General features: G+C 68.3%; 17 protein-coding genes. 10 read left to right on the top strand and 7 right to left on the bottom strand.

Features of this window, described 5'->3' with window-relative positions:
• Positions 1–10 precede the first annotated feature (10 nt).
• The 6 genes from M2317_RS05945 to M2317_RS05970 all read left to right on the top strand — a co-directional run bounded on the left by M2317_RS05945 (position 11) and on the right by M2317_RS05970 (position 5,951).
• Positions 11–1,375: a Gfo/Idh/MocA family protein gene (locus M2317_RS05945; RefSeq protein WP_429458260.1), complete on the top strand. Its 1,365-nt coding sequence runs from the start codon at positions 11–13 to the stop codon at positions 1,373–1,375.
• Positions 1,375–2,373, top strand: coding sequence for a LacI family DNA-binding transcriptional regulator (locus M2317_RS05950; RefSeq protein WP_429458262.1), 999 nt, complete (start codon positions 1,375–1,377; stop codon positions 2,371–2,373). The genes M2317_RS05945 and M2317_RS05950 overlap by 1 nt, the downstream gene beginning before the upstream one ends.
• Positions 2,374–2,624: 251 nt before the next feature.
• Positions 2,625–3,008, top strand: coding sequence for an aldo/keto reductase (locus M2317_RS05955; RefSeq protein ID WP_429458264.1), 384 nt, complete (start codon positions 2,625–2,627; stop codon positions 3,006–3,008).
• 146 nt (positions 3,009–3,154) lie between these two features.
• Entirely contained in the window at positions 3,155–4,150 is a 996-nt protein-coding gene (locus tag M2317_RS05960; RefSeq protein WP_429458266.1) for a PLP-dependent cysteine synthase family protein, read from the top strand.
• Between the two features lie 38 nt (positions 4,151–4,188).
• Positions 4,189–5,817 carry a sodium-dependent transporter gene (locus tag M2317_RS05965; RefSeq protein ID WP_429458268.1) on the top strand — a complete coding sequence of 543 codons (1,629 nt, stop codon included), beginning with the start codon at positions 4,189–4,191 and terminating at the stop codon, positions 5,815–5,817.
• Positions 5,814–5,951 carry a methionine/alanine import family NSS transporter small subunit gene (locus M2317_RS05970; RefSeq protein WP_406249026.1) on the top strand — a complete coding sequence of 46 codons (138 nt, stop codon included), beginning with the start codon at positions 5,814–5,816 and terminating at the stop codon, positions 5,949–5,951. Before M2317_RS05965 ends, M2317_RS05970 begins: the two co-directional genes overlap by 4 nt.
• 20 nt (positions 5,952–5,971) lie before the next feature.
• Here the strand turns inward: M2317_RS05970 and M2317_RS05975 are convergent, their stop codons facing one another.
• Together M2317_RS05975 and M2317_RS05980 are read right to left on the bottom strand one after the other, a co-directional pair.
• Positions 5,972–7,021, bottom strand: a complete 1,050-nt coding sequence (locus tag M2317_RS05975; protein ID WP_429458270.1) for a 2,3-butanediol dehydrogenase — start codon at positions 7,019–7,021, stop codon at positions 5,972–5,974.
• 28 nt (positions 7,022–7,049) lie between these two features.
• Positions 7,050–7,601 (bottom strand): TetR/AcrR family transcriptional regulator, encoded by a 552-nt coding sequence (locus M2317_RS05980; protein ID WP_429458272.1) that lies wholly within the window; start codon positions 7,599–7,601, stop codon positions 7,050–7,052.
• A gap of 85 nt (positions 7,602–7,686) precedes the next feature.
• Here M2317_RS05980 and M2317_RS05985 point away from each other — a divergent pair, with 85 nt between their 5' ends.
• The gene (locus M2317_RS05985; RefSeq protein ID WP_429458274.1) at positions 7,687–8,463 is read left to right on the top strand and encodes an SDR family NAD(P)-dependent oxidoreductase; all 777 of its coding nucleotides are present in this window, start codon (positions 7,687–7,689) and stop codon (positions 8,461–8,463) included.
• Here M2317_RS05985 and M2317_RS05990 read toward each other — a convergent pair.
• From M2317_RS05990 to M2317_RS06000, 3 genes are read right to left on the bottom strand one after another with little or no spacing between them, the layout of a single operon-like run.
• The gene (locus M2317_RS05990; RefSeq protein WP_429458276.1) at positions 8,453–9,841 is read right to left on the bottom strand and encodes an MFS transporter; all 1,389 of its coding nucleotides are present in this window, start codon (positions 9,839–9,841) and stop codon (positions 8,453–8,455) included. The genes M2317_RS05985 and M2317_RS05990 overlap by 11 nt on opposite strands.
• Positions 9,842–9,888: 47 nt before the next feature.
• Positions 9,889–10,476, bottom strand: coding sequence for a hypothetical protein (locus M2317_RS05995; RefSeq protein ID WP_429458278.1), 588 nt, complete (start codon positions 10,474–10,476; stop codon positions 9,889–9,891).
• Complete coding sequence (locus M2317_RS06000) at positions 10,473–11,342, bottom strand: hypothetical protein (RefSeq protein ID WP_429458280.1); 870 nt, start codon at positions 11,340–11,342, stop codon at positions 10,473–10,475. The genes M2317_RS05995 and M2317_RS06000 overlap by 4 nt, the downstream gene beginning before the upstream one ends.
• Before the next feature lie 145 nt (positions 11,343–11,487).
• On the opposite strand from M2317_RS06000, the gene M2317_RS06005 reads away from it, so the two are divergent.
• The 3 genes from M2317_RS06005 to M2317_RS06015 all read left to right on the top strand — a co-directional run bounded on the left by M2317_RS06005 (position 11,488) and on the right by M2317_RS06015 (position 13,270).
• The gene (locus tag M2317_RS06005) at positions 11,488–12,402 is read left to right on the top strand and encodes a hypothetical protein (protein ID WP_429458282.1); all 915 of its coding nucleotides are present in this window, start codon (positions 11,488–11,490) and stop codon (positions 12,400–12,402) included.
• A complete protein-coding gene (locus tag M2317_RS06010; RefSeq protein WP_429458284.1) occupies positions 12,399–12,746 on the top strand; it encodes a GntR family transcriptional regulator in 348 nt (115 codons plus the stop codon). The genes M2317_RS06005 and M2317_RS06010 overlap by 4 nt, the downstream gene beginning before the upstream one ends.
• 122 nt (positions 12,747–12,868) lie before the next feature.
• A complete protein-coding gene (locus M2317_RS06015) occupies positions 12,869–13,270 on the top strand; it encodes a hypothetical protein (RefSeq protein WP_429458286.1) in 402 nt (133 codons plus the stop codon).
• A 19-nt stretch (positions 13,271–13,289) separates the two neighbouring features.
• Here the strand turns inward: M2317_RS06015 and M2317_RS06020 are convergent, their stop codons facing one another.
• The gene (locus M2317_RS06020) at positions 13,290–13,634 is read right to left on the bottom strand and encodes a hypothetical protein (RefSeq protein ID WP_429458288.1); all 345 of its coding nucleotides are present in this window, start codon (positions 13,632–13,634) and stop codon (positions 13,290–13,292) included.
• A 92-nt stretch (positions 13,635–13,726) separates the two neighbouring features.
• Complete coding sequence (locus M2317_RS06025) at positions 13,727–14,617, bottom strand: LysR family transcriptional regulator (RefSeq protein ID WP_429458290.1); 891 nt, start codon at positions 14,615–14,617, stop codon at positions 13,727–13,729.
• Positions 14,618–14,701 lie beyond the last annotated feature (84 nt).

A 14,701-nucleotide genomic window follows, 5' to 3' on the forward strand; every position in this document is an offset into this window, starting at 1 on the left:
CACCATCCCGATGTCTCACCCCCTCCGCTACGCGCTCGTCGGCGCCGGTTCGCGAGCCCAGGTCTACCTGGATGCGATCCTTCGTCGTTCGGACGATGCGCTCCTGGTCGCCTGGGCCGACACCAACGTCGGCCGGCTGGACTGGAATCAGGATCGCTGGATCGCTGCGGATGCCGCAGTGCCTGCCCGCTTCGACCTGGCCGAGTTGTCCGCAGCCGTCGGACGATTCGGCCTCGATCGGGTCATCATCACGAGCCCCGACTTCACCCACGCCGAGCTGGTGGTGGCCGCGCTCGCCGGCGGCGCGGATGTCATCGTGGAGAAGCCGCTGACGATCGATGAGGCCGGCGTGCGCCGGATCGCCGAGGCTGTCCGGCGCACCGGCCGTTCCGTGACCGTCGCCTTCAACTACCGGTACTCGCCGCGCAACGCGGCGTTGCGCGAAGTGATCGCCCGTGGCGACATCGGCGAGGTGACCTCGGTGAGCTTCGACTGGATGCTCGACACCTCGCACGGCGCCGACTACTTCCGGCGCTGGCACCGCGACAAGGAGAACTCGGGCGGTCTGCTCGTGCACAAGTCCTCGCATCACTTCGACCTGGTCAGCTGGTGGCTGGACGACGTGCCCGAGCGCGTCTACGCCAGCGGCGGCCTGCGCTTCTACGGCGCCGAGAACGCGCATCGGCATCCCGAATCGGCACGCGTCGGTCGCGGATCGACGGATGCCGCGCGCGCCGACCCGTTCGGGCTCGATCTCCGCGCGCACGACGTGCTGCGGGGGCTGTACTTCGAGCAGGAGCAGTACGACGGATACCTGCGCGATCGCAACGTCTTCGACGAGGGCATCACGATCGAGGACAACCTGGCCGTGATCGCGGACTTCTCGCGCGGCGCGACCCTGAACTACTCGCTCAACGCCCACGCGCCGTGGGAGGGGTACGCGGTGGCCGTGAACGGCACGCTCGGACGCGCCGAGCTGAACGTCGTCGAGCGCGGTGCCGTGCTGCTCGACGGTGACGGCGGCATCCGCGTCGTCGATCCCAGCGCCGCACACGATGCCGTCATGAGCGGGACCGGCCGTCCGGCCGGCGAGCGGCTCGTCGTGCAGAAGCACTTCGGACCGGCCGAGGAGATCCCGATCCCCTCGGCCGCCGGCGGACACGGCGGTGCGGACGAGGCCATCATGAACGACCTCCTCGCCGGGGCGCACGCGGATCCGCTCGGCCGGGTCGCCGGGTGGGAGGACGGCGTCCGTGCGCTCTCGCTCGGCATCGCGGCGAACCGCTCGCTGAGCGTCGGCGGACCGATCCGGGTGAGCGAACTCTCGTTCGGCCCGGAGGAGCTCGAATTCCGCCCAGAGAATAGACTCGCGTGATGTCGAAGAATCCGACCGTTCGGCTGAGCGATGTGGCCACCGTCGCCGGAGTCTCGATCGCCACGGCATCCAAGGCCCTCAACGATTCGCCGCTGGTCTCGGCGAAGACCAAGGCGCATGTGCGCGACGTCGCCGCCCGGCTCGACTTCCGCCCGAACGCGCTGGCGCAGTCGTTCGCATCCGGCCGCAGTCAGGTCGTCGGGGTGCTCACGCACCGTGCCGGCAGCAGCTTCGCGCGGCTCGTGGTCATGGGCGCGATCCTCGAGCTCGGTGAGCGCGAGCGCGCCGCGCTCGTCTACGACGGCCGCGTCCAGGTGCAGCAGGAGATGGCCGAGAGCATCCGCAAACTGCGCGATCGCCGTATCGACGGGCTGCTCGTGGTTGGCTCGAGCAACCGGCTCGTGATGCCGTCGGTCACGCATCATTTCGACGTCCCTGTGACATATGCCTACACGGTGACGGATGCCGCGGCCGATACGACCTTCCTGCCGGACGACGAGGCGGCCGGCTATCTCGCGACTCGGCATCTGATCGAGCAGGGGCGCACGAGGATCGCGCACATCACCGCCGAAGAGGTGAACATCCCCACCCGTCGACGCGAGGCCGGCATGCGCCGCGCACTCGCCGAGGCCGGCCTCGAGGTGGTCGAGATCCTGCACGGCAAGTGGCGCCAGGAGTGGGGAAGTGCGGCAGTGGCCGCGCTCATCGATCGCGGCGTCGAGTTCGACGCGCTGTTCTGCGGCAACGACCACATCGGGTTCGGAGCCCTCGAGGCACTTGCGGCGCACGGTCGGAGCGTCCCGGACGACGTCGCGGTCATCGGCGTCGACAACTGGGAGGAGGTCATCGTCGATCAGGAGCACCGCCGGCTGACCTCGGTCGACCTCGACCTCGCCGGTCTCGGTCGCCAGGCCGCGGTCCACGTCATCGGCTCCGATGGCGTAGGCGGGGGCGAACGCTTGACGGCGCCCCGGCTCGTGCTCGGCCCGTCGGCCTGACGTCGCGATAGGTTCGAAGGGTCTCGCCTGGCACGGACGACAGGAACCGCGACGAAGTACCCAACGCTCGGCCGAACCGGCATGAAGATCTCGGAGATCGTCCTCGGATGCATGAGCTACGGGGTCTGGGACCGAGGGCCGCACGCGTGGACGCTCGATGAGCAGACCAGCCGCCCCTTCATTCGACAGTCGCTCGAGGCGGGGATCACGACGTTCGACACAACCTCATCCAGCGCGAGGAGGAGCGAGAGATGCATCCCCTCTGTGCGGACGAGGGCATCGGCGTCCTGCCGTGTTCCCCGTTGGCCAGAGGCAGGCTGACGCGCGACTGGGACGTCGAGTCGAACCGCTCCGGCACGGACCTCTTGACCCAGGGCATGTATCACGCCGAGGAGGCCTCCAACCGTGTGATCGCGGATGCGGTCCGTGCGGTCGCGGACGCGCGCGGCGTCAGCCGCGCCCAGGTCGCGCTCGCCTGGGTGCGGCAGCAGCCGGTGGTGACGGCGCCGATCGTCGGAGCGACGAAGCTCCACCACCTCGCGGACGCGATCGCCGCGCTCGAACTGGAGTTGACCGAGGACGAAATCGCTCGGCTCGACGCGCCGTACACGCCCCGCCTGCCGGAAGGATTCTGACCCGCAGTTGTGGCGCGGGTGTTCGCCGCGTTACTCTCACGATGTGTCCCTGACCTGTCGTTGTTGTCGCTGAGCGCTTCCGCTCTCCCTCGACGACCCCAGATCATCCAGCGCAGCTCTGCGCGCATCGTGTCAGGAAACCACTCGTGCGTTACGCCAACCACATCGCCGAACTCGTCGGCTACACCCCGCTCGTCCGCCTGAACTCAGTGGCGGCCGGCACCAGCGCCACCGTCCTCGCGAAGGTCGAGTACTTCAACCCCGGCGGCTCCGCGAAGGACCGCATCGCGGCATCCATCATCAACGCGGCCGAGCGCGACGGACATCTGAAGCCCGGCGGGACGATCGTCGAGGCCACGAGCGGCAACACCGGGGTCGGACTCGCGTTGATCGCGCTGCAGCGCGGATACCGGATGGTGTTCGTCGTGCCGGACAAGTTCGATGGGCCCAAGGTCGCGACCCTGCGCGCATACGGCGCCGAGGTCGTCGTCACGCCGACGAGCGTCGAGCCGAGCGATCCGCGGTCGTACTACAGCGTGGCCGCGCGCCTCGCCGCCGAGATCCCCGGTGCGTTCAACCCGAACCAGTTCGCGAACCAGAACGGGCCGCAGGGGCACTTCGAGACGACTGGTCCCGAGATCTGGGTCGATACCGACGGCCAGGTCACCCACTTCGTCGCCGGCATCGGCACCGGTGGCACCATCAGCGGCACCGGTCGCTACCTCAAGCACGCGAGCGCCGGGCGGGTGCAGGTCATCGGCGCCGACCCGGAAGGATCCATCTACTCCGGCGGACCGATCCACGGCTACCTGGTCGAGGGCGTCGGCGAGGACTTCCTGCCCGAGACTTTCGACGGATCGGTCGTGGACTCCTACGAGCGCGTGTCGGATGCCGAGGCGTTCGCGATGACGCGGCGACTGGCCGCCGAGGAGGGGCTGTTCGTCGGCGGTTCGAGCGGCATGGCCGTCGTCGCGGCGCTGCGGGCCGCGGCATCCCTCGGGGAGGAAGATGTGGTCGTCGTCCTCCTGCCGGACCACGGCCGCGGCTATCTCGACAAGCTCTACGACGACGCCTGGCTGGCCGAACACGGATTCGCGGTGCCGGAGAGCCGGAGCTCCGCCGCGGCGGCGGACGCGAACTGATCCTCACGCGCGGAACCCGGTGAGATATCGTCGGGGACATGGCAGCCGCGACGACGCTCTCCCAAAGTCCGAAGCGTGAAGCATTCGGCTCGCGCAATGTGTTCATCCTCTCCGCCATCGGCTCAGCGGTCGGACTCGGCAACATCTGGCGATTCCCGTACGTCGCGTACGAGGGCGGCGGTGGGGCGTTCCTCATCCCGTACCTGTGCGCGCTGCTGACCGCCGGCATCCCGCTGCTGTTCTTCGACTATGCGATCGGGCATCGCTTCCGCGGCTCAGCGCCACTGGCGTTCCGCCGGATCCACCGCGCGGCCGAGCCGCTCGGATGGTGGCAGGTGCTGATCTGCGTCGTCATCGCCGTCTACTATGCGGTGATCATCGCGTGGGCCGCGATGTACACCTGGTTCTCGGCGCAGCTGAGCTGGGGGCCGGGCAACGAGGAGGCGTTCTTCGGAATCGACTTCCTGCAATCCGAAGACGTCGGCGAGGTCGGACTGTCGAGCACGTTCGTGCCGCAGGTGGGCATCCCGCTCGCGGTGGTGTGGGTGGTCGTGGTCGTCATCATGGCCCTCGGCGTCAAACGCGGCATCGGCGTGGCGAACATGATCCTCATGCCGCTGCTGACCGTGATGTTCGCCGCACTCGTGGTCCAGTCGCTGTTCCTGCCCGGCGCGATGGAGGGGCTCAACGCCTTCTTCACGCCGAACTGGACGGCGCTCGCGGATCCGGCCGTGTGGGCGTCCGCCTACGGGCACATCTTCTTCTCGCTGTCGGTGGCGTTCGGCATCATGGTGACGTACTCGTCGTACCTCAAGCGCAAGACGGATCTCACCGGCTCCGGGCTCGTCGTCGCCTTCGCGAACTCCGGTTTCGAGATCCTCGCCGGCATCGGCGTGTTCGCCGCTCTCGGCTTCATGGCGCAGGCGCAGGGCGTCGAGGTCGCGGGTGTCGCGTCCTCCGGCATCGGTCTGGCCTTCGTCGCGTTCCCGACGATCGTCTCGCAGGCGACCGGTGGATCGATCATCGGCGTGCTGTTCTTCGGTGCCCTCGTATTCGCCGGGATCACGTCGCTCATCTCGATCCTCGAGGTGATCGTCGCCGCCCTCCAGGACAAGCTCGGCTGGGGGCGCGTGCGCACGACGCTCACGGTGTCGATCCCGCTGGCGATCATCTCCATGGCGCTGTTCTCGACGACGACGGCGCTGACGGTGCTGGACACGACGGATGCCTTCGTCAACGCCTTCGGCATCATGGCCGTCGCGCTGGTCGCCGTCATCGTGGTCGCGTGGCTGCTGCACAAGCTGCCGCAACTGCAGGAGCACCTGAACCGGCGCTCGAGCTTCCGTGTCGGCATCCTCTGGCGTCTGCTGGTGGCGGCCGTGGCGCCCATCGTCCTCGGCTACCTGTTCATCACCGGACTCATCGAGAAGATCGCGGAACCGTACAGTGGGTACCCGGTGTGGTTCCTCGGTGTCTTCGGGTGGGGGATGGCGATCGCGCTCGTCGTGTTCGCGATCCTGCTCTCGCTGGTTCCGTGGAGCTCCCGTTCGCACGCGAAGGACGACGACGAATACGACGAGTTCCTCGCGGATGAGCACTACGACCCGGACCCGGAGACCGCGGCGCTGCGATTGCCGGTGGCCGAGCAGAGGGGGGACATCGCATGACCACGACAGCCATCATCATGATGATCATCGCCATGCTCACGGTCTGGGGCGGTCTCGTCGCGGCGATCGTGAACCTCGCGCGGCATCCGGAGGTCGCCGATGACGAGCCGGAGGCCCCGCCGGTCGAGCTCTGAGGCCCGACCGGCGGCGCGATTCAGTCCGCCTGGACCAGGATCTTCGCCCCGGCGCCGCCCCGCAGGGCGTGGATCGCGTCGACGACCCCCTCCAACGGGACTTCCTGCACCCACCCTGTCGTGTCGTACACGCCGCGGGACATCGCATCGATGACGGCGTCGAAGTCCTCGGGAAGGTACGCCAGCGCACCGGCGATCTCGGTCTCGCCCATCACCAGCTGTGTGGGCAGGAACTCCATCGGCCGCTCATGGATCGCGACGACGACCACGCGGCCGCCCGGGGTCAGGCTGGCCAGCGCTGAGGTGATCGCCGGTCCGGCGCCTGCGGCGTCGAACGCGGCATCCACGCCGGCTCCGTCCGTGAGCGCGGCGACCGCGGCGGCGAGGTCCTCGTTCACCGGATCGACGACTGTCGCTCCGAGTGCGGCGATGATGGCGCGACGCTCGGCGCTGGGCTCCGAGACGAGAACGCGCTCGACGCCGCGGGCCTTGAGTGCGAACCAGACACCGATCCCGATGGGGCCTGCGCCGGCGATGAGCGCCGTCTGCCCGGCCGTGAGGTGCCCACGAGAGACGGCGTGCCACGCGACGGACATCGGCTCGACGAGAGCTCCCATCCGCAGGTCGACGTTCTCGGGGAGCGCGTGCAGCTTCGACGCATCCACTGTCGTGAACGCCGCCATGCCGCCGCCGTTCGAGCTCAGCCCGTGGAAGCCGATCTTCTGGCAGGCGTTGAACATGCCCTTGCGGCAGGCGGGGCACTCGCCGCAGTAGTAGATCGGCCAGACGGCGACGCGATCCCCGACCTTCACGTTCGTGACGCCCTCGCCGAGCTCGACCACCGTGCCGGAGAATTCGTGGCCGAGGATCTGCGGCAGGGTCGATCCGGTCACCGGATGCGGGTGATCGAAGTCGAGACCGGCCGCCTCGGGCGAGTAGTACACGTGCAGGTCGGACCCGCAGATGCCGGCGAACGCGTTGCGCAGCTTGACCTGGCCGGGGCCGGGGGTCGGCTCAGTGACCTCCTCGACGCGGAGGTCCTCCTGCGCGTGGAACACTGCTGCCTTCATGATTCCTTCTTTCTGTCACGTGGCGGCTTCAGCGCAGCCACCACTCCGGTGAGGCCGCGAGGATCACCTCGACGGCCCGGTCGATGTCGTCCTCGCCGGACGACAGCCAGACTTCGATCGCGCCGATCGTGCCAGCGGTCGCATAGGCGGTGGCCATGCGCACGGCAGTCTGATCGCCGGCGATGCGAGACGGCACGATGTGCGGGTGCATGCGCACCCAGGTCTCCAGGCCCTCGCGGATCGCGCGCTCCAGCATGCTGCGGACGGGAGCGGCCAGCACCGGATGCATGGCTGAGCGGTAGACATCGGCGTGCTGCTGAACGTGCGCCAGGAGCGCTCGTTCCGCTTCGCCGATGCCATCTCGTTCCGGCAGCTGCGTGATCACGGCATCCAGCTCCGCAGCGAGCGCGTCGGAGAGCAGCGCGACGGGATCCGTCGCGTGACGGTAGAAGGTGTCCCGGGTGATGCCGGCCTCACGACAGATCGCGGCGACGCTGATCTCGGTGACCGGGATCAGTGCAGCAAGGGTGAGGACGGCTGCGCGCAGCTTCTCCCGCGAGCGTCGCGACCGTGCGTCCATGTCTCCATTATATGCGACATGTGTCAGATAAAGGCGTAGCCTCGAAGGTGCAAGCGACGCCGGAGTCGGGTCGCGGAGAGGGAACATGAGTGCATTCGAGAACAGCGTCGCCGTGGTCACGGGCGGAGTGTCCGGCATCGGCGCGGCCATCACCCAGCGCCTCGTGGACCGTGGTGCCCAGGTGCTCGTGGCGGACATCAATGCGGATGCCGTCGCGGCGGCAACCGAAACGTTCGGGCCGAACGTCGCAGGTCACCGCGCCGATGTCACCGATGAGTCGTCGATGGAGGCGCTCTTCGCCGCCGCCGTCGAGCGGTTCGGGACGATCGATGCGGTCTACAACGTCGCGGGCGGATCGAAGCCCGGTGCGATCGTGGACATGGATCTGGCGACCTGGGACTTCAACATCAAGCTCAACCTGTACGGAGCCTTCCTCGGTACGAAGCTCGGGGCGAAGCAGTTCCTGGCCGAGGGCAAAGCGGGGGCGATCGTCAACATCGCCTCGCTCAACTCCCAGGTCCCCATGCACTTCGGTGCGGGGTACTCGACCGCCAAAGCCGGCGTCGTGATGCTCACCAAGAATGCGGCGCTCGAGCTGGGGGAGAAGGGCATCCGCGTCAACGCGGTTTCCCCGGGGCTCGTCTCGACGCCGCTCACGGGCGGACTGCTGGGGCTCGACGGCGTGATGGATGCCTACCTCGACCGGATCCCCGCGAAGCGGCCGGCCGGCCCGGACGAGATCGCCGGCGTCGCGCTCTTCCTCGCATCGCCGGATGCGTCATACGTGAACGGCGAGAACATCGTCGTGGACGGAGCATGGGCGACGACGGGCTATCCGGACCTGCGCCCGTTCATGGCCTGAGCGGTGCCGCCGGATCCGCCGGCTCGGCCACGGGGCGGCGGATCCCGATCCACGACACGACGCCGCCGATCGCGAACAGGGCGGCCGTGACCCACGCCGCATTGTGAAAGCCGTTCAGATCGAGCGCTCCGCCGACGATCGTCGACAGCATCGCCACGACGAGCAGACCGGCCACGCGCGAGATCGCGTTGTTGATCGCCGAGGCGATGCCGCTGCGGCGTTCGTCGATCGCGCCGAGGATCGCAGCGGTGAGCGGCGCGACGGTGAGCGAGAGCCCGATGCCGAGCACGATCATCGCCGGCAGCACCTGCCACCAGTAGTCGAAGTCGGCGGACACGGTCAGCAGAAGCAGAGCGCCCACGGCCATGATCAGGGGGCCGAGGGTCATGAAGATGCGGGGTCCCCAGCGCCCGGCCCACGCTCCGGCACGGGCGCTCAGCAGGATCATCAGGATCGTGATCGGCAGGCTCGCGAGCCCGGCAGCGGTCGCGCTGAGACCAGCGCCCTGCTGCAGATACACCCCGATCACGAAGCCGTTCAGCGACAGTGCGGCGTAGACGAAGAGCGTCGCCAGGTTGCCCCAGCCGAAGTTGCGGATGCGGAACAGCGACAGCGGCATCATTGACTTCTCGGTGCGCTGGCGCAGCAGGAACGCTCCGAGGAACAGAATGCCGAGGACACCGGGAATCCAGATCGCGGGCGAGGTCCAGCCGAGGTTCGGCTGCTCGATGAGGGCGAAGACGATGCCGGCGAGGCCTGCCGCGCACAGCGCGCCGCTGAGCCAGTCCACGCGGATGTCGCGGGGATGCTCCGGCAACCGGAGCCGGGTGAGCAGGACCAGCGTGACGGCGATGGGGATCACGTTGATGAGGAACACGAATCGCCAGGACAGGAAGTCGACGAACAGTCCGCCCAGCAGCGGGCCGATCAGCTGTGCCGAGGTGGTGAACGCCGTCCACACGCCGATCCCTCTGGCCTGCACTTCGCCGCGCATCGTCGCGGTGATGAGGGCGAGCGAGCTGGGGACCAGCAGGGCTCCGGCGGCACCCTGCGCCGCACGGGCGATGATGAGCATGACAGGGTCGAACGCGAGTCCGACGGCGACCGATGAGATGCCGAACGCGATGAGTCCGATGCGCATCACGAACACGCGACCATAGGCATCCGATACGGAACCGGCCAGCAGGATCAACGCGCTCAGCGTGATGAGGTAGGCGTCGACGGCCCACTGCTGCGTGGTGATGCCGCCGCCGAGCTCCTCGCTGATCGCCGGCAGTGCGACCGTCACGACGGTGCCGTCGAGGAAGGTCACGAACGAGGCCAGTACGGCGATGGAGATCACCAGTCGCTGCGTGCCGGAGAGGGATGCCGTGGTCACACGCCGAGACTACGCCCGGCAGGGGACACGGAGGCGGTTCAGAGGGATCATCCGTCGTTCGCGAACCGGCGGAGCAGGAGATCGGATCCGGGGCCCGGCGCGGCGTGCACGCAGTGATAGCCGAGGTCGTAGCCGGCACGGATGATGTCGTCGTGCGCCTCGGTCAGGAGTACGCGCGTCCGGCCCGGATGCTTGTTCAGAGCGGTCGGATCCTCGAAGGCATAGATCTGCCAGGTCGAGCCGATGGTGAACCGGTCGAGGGAATCCGCGGCGATGATGTCCGCGATCGTCGTATCGACGCCGGTCCCGCCGGTCTCGACCGTGACGACGACGAGCTCGTAGGTCGGCACTTCGCTGTCCCCTTCCGGCTCGGCGTTGACGATCGAGCGACCCGTGACCGTCGCGGTCCGGGGTGTGCGGTCCAGAGCGGGGAGCGTCCTGCTGAAGCCGCTGTCGAGGAGCATGGGCGCGGCGAAGCATCCGGCCACTAGCCCGACGATCAGCTGCTCCTGCCAGGACGCGCGAGGTTCGCGGAAGAATCCGAGCACGACCCATGCGAGCAGCACGGAGACGATGATCCAGACGACGCGATTCAGCCTGCGGTCGGCGTCCCGCCGCTCCGCAGCAGACTTCACCGCGCGCTCCGATGCTCGGCCCTCCTGCGCAGCCGAGCGCGGATCTTCCGCAGTTCGGGTTCCGTCGGGACGGTCGTGACATGCTTCCCGCCCGCGCCGTCGTCGTCCGGATCGCGAGGGTCGGAGACGAGGACCCACTCGTGCTCGAGGAAGTCTCCGACAGAACCGAAGCCCGGAATCGAACCGAGGTAGAGGCCGCCGGCGCCCGGCGGGCCGAACAGCTCCGCCGACGTGATGAGGGAGCGCCCCTGCAGCGATCCGAACTCCAGTTCGCCCTGGACGTCGGACTGCGACAGCCAGGCCTCCAGCGCGCGGAAGACCCTGGCCGCATCCTCCTCCGGGAGTCGATGATCGATCGCGACGAAGGTCGGCCACGTACCGCCCTCACCGTCCGTGGCCTCGTACGGCGACGGATGAATCGAGTGCGCGACACCGTGCGCGTAGATCCACTCGGCATCCTTGCGGACATCCGGCGCGACGAGCCATATGCGGAAGGCGAGCACGGCGACCGCGCCGAGCAGCCAGATGATGATGCCGACCCAGACGATCCAGTAGCTCCAGAGCCCGGCCTGGACGCTTTCTCCGAAGACCGTGACGACCCAGCCGATGCCCGTCGGGTTGGTGATCGCCCCGTGGATCAGGACTCCGAGAGCGGCGACGGGCAGGCACACCCAGAAGATCGGCGCGTAGTAGAGCTCGATCCGGTCGAATCCGTTCGGGTCCTCCCAGCGGGCGACTTCGTCCACCGACTCAGGGCGCGGGGCCCTCCCCGGTCGGACGAAGGCAGGCAGGCGGGATGCCGCGGCCTGCGCCCACCTCGTCGACGGATCGCCCGGCCACACGGTCGGCGGAGTATCGGAGTGCATCGTCGCTCCCTCGCTCGTGGTCTGAGTCATCAGCGTGCCATCGGCGCAGGGCTACCGATCACAGGCCGTCGTCGCCATGCTGGCGAGTGTGTCAATCGACTGCTACATTGCGTATCAACCGATTGACACACTCGAGGAGGCGCGCATGCCGCTCTATCTGCTCTTCGCCTTCGGTCCACCGGTGATCGGCATCCTTCTCGGCGTTCTCTGGTGGTTCCTGCGCACCCGTCGCGACGGAGCGCTCAGCCCCGGCATCCGGGCGCTGTCGATCATCGCCGTCGGGGTGGGGTTCGCCGTGCTGCTCGTCCCGCATGTCGACGCCGCCCTGTGGCTGTGGGGCGCGCCGGCGGAGTTGACCATGAGGTTGCTTGATTTGCGGTACACGTTGCCGCTCATCGTCGGCATCCCTGTGGTCGCGGTCCTTGCCATCCCCGGGCGCACTCGACGGCTGCCGGGGGTCGCGCAGGTCGCACGGCGGACGCTGCTCAGTTTTCTGCCGATCGGCTGGGTCATCGCGGTCGCCGTGATCGTGCTGTTCATCCTCGCGCTCACGTTGAGCGCGGGATTCGCCTCAGTACCCGACGACTTCGGGGACCACCGGATGTTCGAGATCGAGATCGGTTCGCTGATGACCGCCGGAACCGAGATCTACGGATGGTACTACTCCGTCGTGCCGTTGGCTCTGATCGGCGTCCTGCTGATCGTGGCTGCGTTCGCGATTGGGCTCATCGCACGGCCGCCCCTGTCGTTCGATCCGGATGAGGACGCCCGAGTGCGTCGCGTGCGCAGCACGAACGTCGCGCGCGTCACGGCCGGTGCACTCATGCTGCACTGCGCGGCCGTCCTCTCCTCGCTGTCCGGAACGGCCGCGCTGTACGGCACGACGACGGCCGCCGGGTCAGCCGGAGCGATCTCGGTCGGCACATCGTTCGCCGCGCTCGAGGGTGCGCTCCGAGTCTCCGGACAAGTCGCGGTCGCGGCAGGTCTGTTCCTGTGGATCGTCGCACTCATGGTCTCGCTGGCCAAGCCGCGCAGCGCCACATCCAAGGCGACACCATGATCATCTCCGTCACCACCGGCGGTGCCCCGCCCGCCGAGCAGATCCGTGACCAGATCGCGGGGCTCATCACGACCGGACAGCTGCCGGCAGGGGAGCGGCTGCCGTCCGTGAGGCAGCTCGCCGGTGACCTCGGACTCGCACCGGGGACGGTCGGGAAGGCGTACAAGGCGCTCGAGGCGGACGGCTTCCTGATCACGCGGATCGGCGCCGGCACACGCGTGAACCCCGATGCGGTTTCGATCCCGGATGCCGTGGTGCACGCCGCGCGCGCGCTCGGCGCGACAGGGCGAGCGGCGGACCTCGACCTCGACGATGTCATCCGCATCGTTCGTGCGACATGGTGAGCGACCGCGGCATCCTCGGATTCCCCATCGACTCACGCCCGCCTCCGGGTCTACTCTGGCACCAGGCGGGTCTCCTGCCCGCTTCTCACCGGCGAGAGCCGCGACGACAAGCGAGGTATGAAATGGACTCGATGATGATGGGCGCCATGTCCAAGGACATGATGTCGATGCCCGGCATGGACATGATGGACATGGCCGTCATGCAGGCCTGCATGGACGCGTGTTCGGCCTGCGAGCAGGCGTGCACGGTCTGTTCGATGCAGATGATGGACTGCGCTCCGGCGTGCATGAACTGCGCCGACATGTGCAACACGATGATGCGCTCGATGATGCGCATGCAGGGCATGACTCCGGCGAGCATGATGGCGATGCTCGACGCCTGCATCGCCATGTGCCAGACCTGCATGGACTCGTGCATGGAGCACGCCGACCACAGCGAGGTCTGCAAGATGTGCGCTCAGTCGTGCCAGGCCTGCATGGACGCCTGCATGGCCATGAAGGACATGATGATGGCGGCTGCCTGAAGCGGCCGTTCCGGCGAGCTCAGATCGCGACGTTGAACTGCGTGCGGCCGACGGCCAGCACGTGGTAGCGGGGGTGCAGCGCCACCGGCGTGCCTGCGCCGGCTTCGAGCGCGGCGCCCGAGCCGTTCCACAGCGTGTGCGCCGTGCCGTCCAGGTCGCGCACGATCAGGGAGCCGGTCACGGCATCCGCGGACTCGACGATCCCGTCGATCCACTCGGTCGGCGTCGCCGACGCCAGCCGAGCCTGGATCAGGTGCAGGGCGTGCCCCGGCGCGAACGAGGAGCAGACGTCACCGTGGTCGCACATGCACGCCGCACGCTCACGCACCTGGAGGGGCGAGAAGGCGGGTTGCGGCGTGGACACGATGATCTCCTGACGGTCGGGGCGTTCCAGCAAGAGTAAGACGGGGCCGCTGTTCACGGAAGCGGCGCCGACACGCGCCGAAACAAACCGGCTCAGTGCGGGCGGTGGGCCTCGAGGGCCTCGGTCAGGGCATCGCGCACGGCGACGACCGCGGCGTTGTCGCGCGATGACGCCCTGGTCGCCGCGAAGATCTCGCGCACGGGCGAACCGGGCAGCTCGAGTAGACGCACGCTCGCATGATCTCCGGTCCAGATGAGATCCGGCAGCATGGCCACCGCATGACCTGCTGCGACGAGGCGGGCGTGCGCGACCAGATCGGTCGCCTCGTATCGGACGTCCGGCTCGAATCCCGCTGCCCGGCACTGCTGCTCGGCCCACCGCCGGACGGCAGCACCCTGCGGCTCCAGGACCCACGCGCGATCGCGCAGTTCGGTCAAGTCGGATGCCGGATCGCCGCGCGGTACCGCCAGCCGGATCGGATCCCGCCTGAGCAGCGTCCGATCGATCCCCTCGCTCACCGGACGCGTGTGTCCCGGGTACTGCTCCGCCACCACGAGGTCGAACGCCCGTGCCTGCAGCTCGAACAGGGCGACCTCCGGCGCCAGTTCGCGCATCTCGACGCGCAGCTCCGGCATTCGCTTCGTCAGGGTCGTGAGCGCGGCGGGGACGAGCGCCTCCGCCGCCGTCGGCATGACGGCGATGCGCACCCGCGTCGGAGTGTTCTGCGAGCTCGACAGCTCGGCACGAGCCGCTTCGTCCGATTCGAGCGCCCGCGCGGCGTGCGCGGCGAGCACACGGCCCTGCGCGGTCAGCCGGACGCGTCGTCCGTCGGGTTCGAGCAGCGACACCCCGGCTTCGCGTTCCAGCTGGGCGAGCTGCTGCGACACCGTCGAGGCGCTGTACCCCAGCGAAGCGGCGACCTCGGCGATGGTGCCGCGCAGCGCCAGTTCATGCAGCAGTCGCAGGCGTCTCAGCTCGAACACGGCACCCCCAGGAAAACATCGATGATCTCGAACAGTATCCATCGTAAACGTGCGCTTTTCATGACCAATCCACGAAGCGCACAC

Source organism: Microbacterium sp. ZKA21 (assembly GCF_050434165.1).
GTDB lineage: Bacteria > Actinomycetota > Actinomycetes > Actinomycetales > Microbacteriaceae > Microbacterium.